This window comes from Pseudonocardia yunnanensis, assembly GCF_039534065.1.
Taxonomy (GTDB): domain Bacteria; phylum Actinomycetota; class Actinomycetes; order Mycobacteriales; family Pseudonocardiaceae; genus Pseudonocardia; species Pseudonocardia yunnanensis.
Window position 1 is genome coordinate 1 of sequence record NZ_BAAAUS010000038.1, and the last position, 8,369, is coordinate 8,369.

Genomic DNA, 8,369 nt, shown 5'->3' on the forward strand with positions numbered 1-8,369 from the left:
TCGGCAAGGTGGTCGCGTACGTGCGCCCGCATCATGTCCAGCAACACGCGCACGGAGCCGTCTCCGCCCGGCACGGAGGGTGCGACATTCCGCAGAGCCATCGCGAGCAGATCGATCGCGGCGCGGCCGGCGTCGAGCCGCTGCTCCGCGGTGAGGCTGTCGGCTACGTTGAGCAGTCGAGTCAGATAGTCGGACAGCATCTGCATGCCCGGCGCTGACGGGTCGATGCTGCGGGCACAGCTTTCGGTGATCTCTGCGGTGCGGAGCGGGAGCAGCTCGCGTGAAAAGCCCAGGAGCAGGCACCGGCTCTGCGTCGGGCACATGATCTCCCACGGACTACGTGCCTCGCTCAGTACTCCTGCACCGAGCGCCAACTCGGCGAATCGGTCGCGCTGATGAACACTGGTCTCGCCGGCCACATGAACGATGAAGATCATCATGTTGTCGCCCGAGGTCCTCGCGGCCAACCGCTCGGTCCGGACGTTCCGATGCGGCCCCGCGGCGTAGACCCGCGAGAGCGTGACGGCCTCGCCCATCTCCTGCAGCGCCATCCGCACTCGGAAGTCAGGACGCGCCCGGAAATTTGCCGGTATGAAGCGTTCGCGGGCAATCTGCTCCAGCCTCTCGCCGGAATATTCATGGATCTGCACGCTCTGAGCATCCGCGCCCGCCGAGGTATCGGGCCGCCGGCTGTGATGAAGCCTGCGGCCTCGCGCGCCGTGGGGCGAGCAGGCCGGCCTGCCATCCGTGAGGCCCGGCCCCACCCAGGCCTCACGGAACTACGCGCCCACGCCCTGTGAGCGACGGATACGTGGATATCGCCAGATCTGCGCGTTCTGCTTGATAGTCCGCTCGTCGGGGCAATCCGCGGTGTGGCCACGTTCAGATAGCAGGCTACGCGCAATCGCTGGAATATCGTCGGAGATGTATCGCTGTTGATCGTGGGCCCGCGCCGGGTCGGGATCGGGTCAGAGTTTGTCTGCCGCGATGACGGCCTTGGTGAAGTCGTCAGGGGCTTCCTGTGGCACGTTGTGGCCGATGCCCTTGAGGACGACGTGGTCGTACCTGCCCGAGAACTGCTTGCGGTAGCTCACGCCGTCGGCGTTCGCACCGTCGAAGTCACTGCCGATGGTCACCGTGGGCACGGTGATGACCGGGCTGGTGGAGAGCTTCTCCTCCAGGTCGTCGTACTGCGCCTCGCCCCTCTCCAGGCTCAGCCGCCACCGGTAGTTGTGGATCACGATGGCGACGTGGTCGGGGTTGCTGAACGACTGGGCGGTCCGGTCGTAGGTCACGTCGTCGAAGTTCCAGACCGGAGAGGCGATCTTCCAGATTTGCTTGTTGAAGTCGTGCGTGTTCTGCGCGTAGCCCAGCTTGCCGCGTTCGGTGGCGAAGTAGAACTGATACCACCACCCCAGTTCCGCCACTGGTGGTAAAGGCTTCTGCTGCGCGGGCAGGTTGGTCATGAGGTAGCCACCGACCGAGACGAGCGCCTTGCAGCGCTCGGGCCACAGCGACGCCATGACGCAGCCCGTGCGGGCGCCCCAGTCGAAACCGGCGACGACCGCTCTGTCGATCGTGAGGGCGTCCATGAACGCGATGATGTCGGTGCCGACCGCCGCCTGCTGGGCGTTGCGGACCGTCTCCGCCGACCGGAACGTCGTCGTGCCGAACCCGCGAAGGTAAGGCACCAGCACCCGGTACCCCGCAGCGGCCAGATTCGGGGCGACATCGATGTAGCTGTGGATGTCATACGGCCAGCCGTGCAAGAGGATGCACGGCGGACCGTCGGGCGGGCCGGACTCGGCGTACCCGATGTTCAACACACCCGCGTCGACCTGCTTGAGAGGCCCGAACGGTGTGTGTGCCCGGGGTGTCGCCGTTGGACCGGCCGCGGGTGCCGCGTCGGGCTTCGACGAACACCCGGCCAGCGAGGCCGCCACAGTCGCGACGAGCCCTTGCGAAAACAATCTCCTACTGATCACCGGTGTCACTCCTGTGAAAAAGGTCGATATATCGCCCGGTGCCCACGGCGCCTCGCGCGACCGTATGGATCCAACAATTCTTTTCGAGACCGTCACGCGACGCTATGGGTGTACGTCAACGGGCCGAGGGATACGACATACCGAACCCCGGAGGAGCCTTGAGGTGAACCGGCCATGGCCGGCCGGGAGCCACCGCCGGCCATGGCCATGGGCCGTTCAGGGTTCGGGCGGCGGGAAGAGGCAGGGCGTCAAGCGCGTGCTGCACCCCGGCAGGATCACCACCACGGCCACACGCTCCTGGCCCAGCCTTTGACGTTCGAGGTTCGGGCTGGACGCCGACAGCGCTCATACAGCGATCCTGATCGGGAGAATCCGGGGCATCCAGCAGAGAGTCCCGCAGGGCTGGACATGAACCGGGACACATCTGGAACCCGGCCGCATACTCCCTACCTATGTGCACATCGATGGGAAAGGCCCAGCTGGTGACCCGACGGCGCCGTCTGTCGTCGGCAAATGCGGTCAAAGACTCTCCGACATTGACCATGCGGGCGCAATGCTACTTCAGTGGACAATGAGAGTATCCGCGCGCGCCCCGCAGACAGAGCCAACCTGGTGGGGGCCCGTGGGCCGTCCTGATGTCGACCGGGGACTCTACGGGGACCGTCGCCGCATCACAGACAAACGATGGATAGTGCAACGCGACTGCGGCCCGGACAAGGTGTGAAGACGACAACTACGAACCCGCGATTAAAGATCATATTGACGCAATCCGTCGGTCGCCACATCAGGGACCGCAAACCATGAGTTCAACCATTTCTGCCACGTCGTCTAACGGCGTGCCCACCCAGCGGTCAGGGCCACTCGATCAGCGTTATCATCTGGCCGCGGGCCTGCGGAAGGTATCCAATCGGTTCAATTCGCTTTCCGCGTGCTATGGGAGCACCGATGACTTGGGAGATGTCGTTGATCGGCCGACGCGAGCGGTAGAAGAAAAGGTCGTAATCGAGGACAGTGACGAACCGCCCGTAGGTTCCCCCTGCGCCGCCGTTGCGACGTCCATCCGACAGAATTTGGACAACGTGAGGAGCGTCAATGTTGGATGCCCATGAGATCAGATCCTGCAATCTCGCTCAACGCCCCACAGAGCGACGCACTGAGCGAGAAGTGGGGCGATTTGGGTTGGAAGCGATCGAAGAGGCGCTGCGCGCACCGTCGGTCTACAACACTCAGCCATGGCGGTGGCGGATTCGGCCCGGTGCCGTGGAGCTACATGCCGACTGGGATCGCCACCTGGTAGCCACTGACCCCGATCGCCGGGATCTTCTGCTCAGCTGCGGGGCGGCACTCCATCATTTGCAGGTCGCGCTCGCCGCGCGGAGCATCGGCTTCAACGTCGTTCGCCTTGCCGACCCGGAGAATCGTGGCCATCTAGCGACAATAGATTTCGGGCCATTCGAGCCGGATATGGCCGACTTGGCCCTCTACTCGGGCATCGCGCGGCGGCGTACAGATCGACGGCGGATGAGCCGGCGGCCCGTGCCTACCGACCATCTGCGGATCCTCGCCGACAACTCATCACGGTGCGGCGCGGTTCTCGTTCCGGTCACCGGCGAGACGATGCGGCGCCGGATGCTCGCGGCGCTCGATGAGGCCCCGCACGAGGAGCATGACCACGTCGGGTATGCCAGCGAGTGGCGGCAGTGGACACACCGCTACTCCGGGAGCCACGACGGCATCCCGGCCGCGAACATCGCGCACTCGGCCCGGGCCCCGTCTGCGTCGTTCCCGCTGCACCCATGCGCCAGTGGCAGCCCTCCGCAGCGCTCGATCGTGCCTGGCTCTGGATCCGGTGACGACGCGGCCGAGCTGGTCGTGGTTGCGACCCGCGGCGACGACGCCCTCGATCGGCTGCAGGCCGGTGAGGCGACCAGCGCGGTATTGCTGGCAGCGACCCAGCTCGGCCTTGTCACCACTCCATTCAGTCAGGCCTTCGAGCTCCACTCCAGTCCCCAGCGGCTCCGGCGCGACGTGCTGCGCATCCCGGAGTACCCGCAGCTGCTGATCCGGGTCGGCTGGCCGGCCTCCGGCGCCACCGAGCTTCCGGCAACACCGCGCCGGAGTCTCTGCTCGGTTCTCTGTGTCGACCCGATGGACACCAGCGCGGTCGAACCAGAAGCCGGAATATAAACGGCCGACGAGATCGGAGAGCCGTCATCACTGCGAGCACCAGGTGTGAGCCGGAGTCATCTGCCCGGAGCACACTGCGCCGCGAATGCCTCGACCACATCCTCATCATCCGACCGCGTCACATCGTGCGGTGCCACGAAAATGTCGAGCGCCACAACACCCACCGCCCACACCGATCGCTCCATCAGCACCGACCCACAGGCCGCGCTCCTCTCGCCGGAGCGACCGTTCGGCCGTTGGAGTGGTGACGGGACGTCGGCCGGCCGGGCGCTCTGAAGGTGGCCGCACCGTCACCGCGTGGCGTAGGCGGAGTGATTACCGGACCACCGGTGCTGCCGTCGAATGGCAGATTATCCTGTAAGTTTCACATGGATCGAAATCGGATGGCCTCATGAGCTGACCCGGAAGCACGAGATCCGATCTCCAGAACGAGCTCACCGGCCCGTGTTCCGCACCAACCATGCGGCATTCGCCGGACGTATATTCGAGGGGAGACCTCGGTCACATTGCTGTGTCCCACACGGTTGGACGGAGGTCTTGCTGAAGGCAGTACGGCCGATTAGGACTGGAAGACATGAGCAGCGTTACAAGCGCAGGTGGGGAGCTCCGGCCCCACGGTTGGTGCTGGCCGGGACTATTGCCGCCCTCGCAAGTAGCAGCGAGTCTGTGACGCTCCTACTTGAGGGGCCAGCTCGTCGCTGGATACCTAGTCGATGTTCATTCCGTTCGATCTGGACATAGAGCCGTCGCGGAAACACAAGTCCACAGGCGCGTCCCTGCCGCGGCCGCACTCCTCGACACCCCGTGGGACCGGATCGTCGCGGGCGGCCTGAGGTTTCCCCAAGCCGAGGGCTAGGGCAGCGAGGAGATCTGGCGATGGGTGAGTACCTCGAGCGGTCCCACGCAGCGACCGAGAACGACGGCGTGCTCGGCACCGAGCTATTCTGGGTGATCAACATGCCCGACGAGCCTAGCTGGCTGTTCGCCCCTGACCTCGGAGAACGGGTGAACTGCGAGGTGCCGGCAACGGCCTCCGGGGACTGACGGCTCACCGGCCGTGGCCGCGCACGGAGGGTTTCTCGACCATGAAGGCCACTGTAGTAATATCAACGCCGACGGGTTCGGAGCTCCTGACCGTCGATGTTGACGATTACGATCCGTTCGTTGTCCTGAAAGTCAGGGACGTATCAGTCCAGCTAACGCGGGACGAATGTCGGAAAGTAGCTGACGCTCTTAGAGCGGCGGCATTGCGGGACCTATACTAAGCGCCGTCACGCGTCCGATTCACGAGGTGCAGGCGAGGATCCGTGGGCGGCCAGTGCATCGAAGCGGGTCTCCTCGACGAAGTCCTCGTCTTCAGCGCACCGGTGCTGCTCGGGGACGGATCACACCTGTTCGACCGCCCAGACGGCACGCAGGTGCGGTTGAAGCCTTTGGCCGGGGAGTCAGCGCATTGGTACCGCATCGTGCGCTGACCCACGCGGCGACCGGTACTCGAGAGGGTTATGGACCGCTCCGGTGCTCAGGACTGGCGTGACCGGCCCCGCGCCGCCGGAGGCGGCACAAGTGATCCAATCGAGGCTCAGCTCTGCGCGTGAGCTCGTCGAGGCCAATGGTGCGTTATCAACGGCTGGTCGAACGTTGCCAACGTGGGCCCTGACCAAGTCGCCGACACAATCATCGCCAGAGCCACCGTTGATCCACTTCCGAGACGCGACACTAGTGCAGTGGAGCCAGGCCACCTCCGTTCAGGACGCTGAGGTGGACGTGGTCGTCGTGGCCGCCGGTGACGTCGTTCGGATCGTAGATTCCGCCGCCGGTGTAAGGCCGCGTTGGTGTCCGGTGGTCGGGCGACCAGAACCGGCCCTGCCAGATCACGTACTTCACCCGGAGCGTTGCGGCGTGAGTTCGGAGCCATGTCGTGAGTCGCCGACCGTTCTGGAGGTCGTCCTGTTCACGAGCATGGTGTCCTTCCTTTCCCCGAGTGGGGACCGCGGCCCGCCCGCGGCCGTAGCTGCCGGGCGAGGCGTGGCCGGGGAGCGGCGCTCCAGGGGGGCGCACAGCTCGTTCAGGGCGGCGTAGCGCCGTAGTAAACGGGGCAGCTCGGCCCGGGGGAGGGTGAGCAGGCTGCGTACCTCGTCCAGCGGGGTGGCGAGGTCACGCCACCGGCGAACACGCCACCATCTACGGCGCCGATAGCGGCGGCGACCATCGTGCCACCGCCACCGCCACCGCCGCCACCGCCGCCACCGACGCCACCGACGCCACCGGCGACGGCCAGCCGGCCCCGTCGCACAGCTCCCCGATGGCGCCGCGTAATCGGCGCCTCTGCCGGCCTAGCAACCGCGGTCACCCACCCACCTCCCGTCGTGACAAGCGGAAGCGTCCGGTCTGGGTGCGGCTGGGACGTGGTGCTCGGCAGCGACCTCGTGATCATGCGGTGACCACGTCGCACGACACGAGGGAGCAACGCGCGGCTCCACGCTTGGTCGATGTGATCAAGCGTCGGTACGTGGTGTCCGAACCGTCCGGGCGCGAGAAGCGTCGGTGGCGGAAGGTCTAAGGACCTGTGTTGCCCGGTCTGGCGTCGTGCGGTCCGCGCGCAGCGGTCGGGCTATTGGCGTATGGGCGACGGCCCCGTGCCCTCCTGGTCACACATTGCGGGCCGCGCACTGTGCCGAATCAGGACCGACGAGGGCGCAAAGGTCGCCGATCCTGTGCTGCGGCATGCTGCGCGCCATGCCGCGGCACCACGGCCCGGCGGGGCCCGCAGCACCTGACCTCTCCTGAGCAGCCCGCTGCGACTCGTCTCAGTCCTTGTCTCGCTCGCCGCCTCCGGTCGGTGTCAGCCTTGGTGCCGAAAGCGATCGAGTCGGCGCCGACGACCGCCCGGCCGGGGCCCTCCTCCATCACCGTCCGGTTAGTGATCTCGTCCGGCGCCCGGTTGGCGGCGCCGGTGCCCAGCAGGACGAGCGCGGCGTCGCGGGCCGCCATCCCGATCCTCACCCGAGCACGCGGCGGGGCGCATTGACCCGGGTGAGCACCCCGTTCCAGTACGGTCCGATGGAGGTGATCAAGATCGGCCAGCCGCCATTGATGTGTTCTCGCTGGAAATCATCGATGGGGTGTCGCTGTTTGGGTTTCGGCTGCGGCTTCGTCGAGTGGCTCTTGGGCCAGATCGGCGTGCAAGGACTCGCTCATCATCGTTCTGTAGTCGAAGGCATTGCGCAGTTCGGCCAGCTGTGGGTGGCCGCACCCCACAACGGAGCGACCTCATCTTCTTCACCTTCCTTGACCGGTATCGGCGGCGGTGCCTTCTTTCTGGTGTTCGCGGCCCTCACGCCCAATTTTCTCGGTGAGAACAACGACGCGTCTAACAACGGGATCGTAGACAGCTCCAAGCCGGTGAGCGGGCTCTTCGGCCTCGGTGTGGCATCCGGGGCTCCGGCGCCGATGAATCGGATCGGGCGGGCTCCCGAAGCCGCTGCCCTCGCAGCTTCCGTGCTCGGTCGGCGGAGATCAGCGCCTGTGGGAGGCCAGCGTGCTCGGCCCAGGCCGCCTGCCGGCAGATCCTCTCGACCCGGGGAGTGCAGAGGCGAATCGCAGCGAGCGGACCCGACCCAACCTGGCGCGTGCTCGGTGTCCTTCAGGCCCGGACATCGAGCTCAGGTCCCGGCGGGTGGAGAAATACGATCATGCCGCCTCAGTTCGAGAGCTTGCTCAGGAGCGCCGCTCACGGCACGGCTGGCGGACTGAAATCAGCGACATTGGAGGCTACGTGCCCAACTACGACAGGAACGGGCCCCGCTCGAGCGATGCCGCCGAGCCTGCCGACCCGCACAGCGACGAGGCTATTCTGCGTCGTCTCGGCTACACCCAGGTGCTCTACCGCGAGATGGGCGGGTTCTCCAACTTCGCGATCTCCTTCACGATCATCTCGATTCTTGTCGGCTGCCTGACCTCGTACTACATCGCGTTCAACAACGGTGGGCCCGTCGCGATCACGTGGGGCTGGCTGCTCGTCGGCGGTTTCTGTGTGCTGGTGGCGATGGCCATGGGTGAGATCGCCTCGGCGATGCCCACCGCGGGCGCGCTGTACTTCTGGGCGTCGAAGCTCGGGGGTCCGGCGTGGGGCTGGTTCACCGGCTGGTTCAACCTGGTCGGGCAGATCGCGGTGACCGCCGCGATCGACTACGG

The 8,369-nt window shown here is 66.0% G+C and carries 7 protein-coding genes; 4 read left to right on the plus strand and 3 right to left on the minus strand.

Annotated features, from left to right (window positions below; translation table 11 throughout):
- Window positions 1–650, minus strand: a 650-nt coding sequence (locus tag ABD743_RS32135) for an AraC-like ligand-binding domain-containing protein (RefSeq protein ID WP_344726493.1), incomplete at its 3' end; no start/stop codon positions are given.
- Window positions 651–968: 318 nt separating this feature from the next.
- Window positions 969–1,985, minus strand: a complete 1,017-nt coding sequence (locus ABD743_RS32140; RefSeq protein ID WP_379659399.1) for an alpha/beta fold hydrolase — start codon at window positions 1,983–1,985, stop codon at window positions 969–971.
- Between the two features lie 1,179 nt (window positions 1,986–3,164).
- On the opposite strand from ABD743_RS32140, the gene ABD743_RS32145 reads away from it, so the two are divergent.
- The 3 genes from ABD743_RS32145 to ABD743_RS32155 all read left to right on the plus strand — a co-directional run bounded on the left by ABD743_RS32145 (window position 3,165) and on the right by ABD743_RS32155 (window position 5,647).
- The gene (locus ABD743_RS32145) at window positions 3,165–4,172 is read left to right on the plus strand and encodes an Acg family FMN-binding oxidoreductase (protein ID WP_344726497.1); all 1,008 of its coding nucleotides are present in this window, start codon (window positions 3,165–3,167) and stop codon (window positions 4,170–4,172) included.
- A gap of 876 nt (window positions 4,173–5,048) precedes the next feature.
- Window positions 5,049–5,216, plus strand: a complete 168-nt coding sequence (locus tag ABD743_RS32150) for a hypothetical protein (protein ID WP_344726499.1) — start codon at window positions 5,049–5,051, stop codon at window positions 5,214–5,216.
- 263 nt (window positions 5,217–5,479) lie between these two features.
- Window positions 5,480–5,647, plus strand: coding sequence for a dihydrofolate reductase family protein (locus ABD743_RS32155; protein WP_344726501.1), 168 nt, complete (start codon window positions 5,480–5,482; stop codon window positions 5,645–5,647).
- Window positions 5,648–5,891: 244 nt separating this feature from the next.
- On the opposite strand, the gene ABD743_RS44700 is transcribed toward ABD743_RS32155, so the two are convergent.
- Window positions 5,892–6,233, minus strand: coding sequence for a VldE C-terminal domain-containing protein (locus tag ABD743_RS44700; protein WP_465270078.1), 342 nt, complete (start codon window positions 6,231–6,233; stop codon window positions 5,892–5,894).
- A 1,717-nt stretch (window positions 6,234–7,950) separates the two neighbouring features.
- Between ABD743_RS44700 and ABD743_RS32160 the strand changes: the two genes are divergently transcribed.
- Window positions 7,951–8,369 (plus strand): amino acid permease (locus ABD743_RS32160; RefSeq protein WP_425567013.1); only part of this gene is annotated, 419 nt, incomplete at its 3' end.

Excerpts from the sequence above, each read along its gene's own strand:
- ABD743_RS32150 (WP_344726499.1), top strand. The coding sequence starts at position 5,049 with ATGGGTGAGTACCTCGAGCGGTCCCACGCAGCGACCGAGAACGACGGC.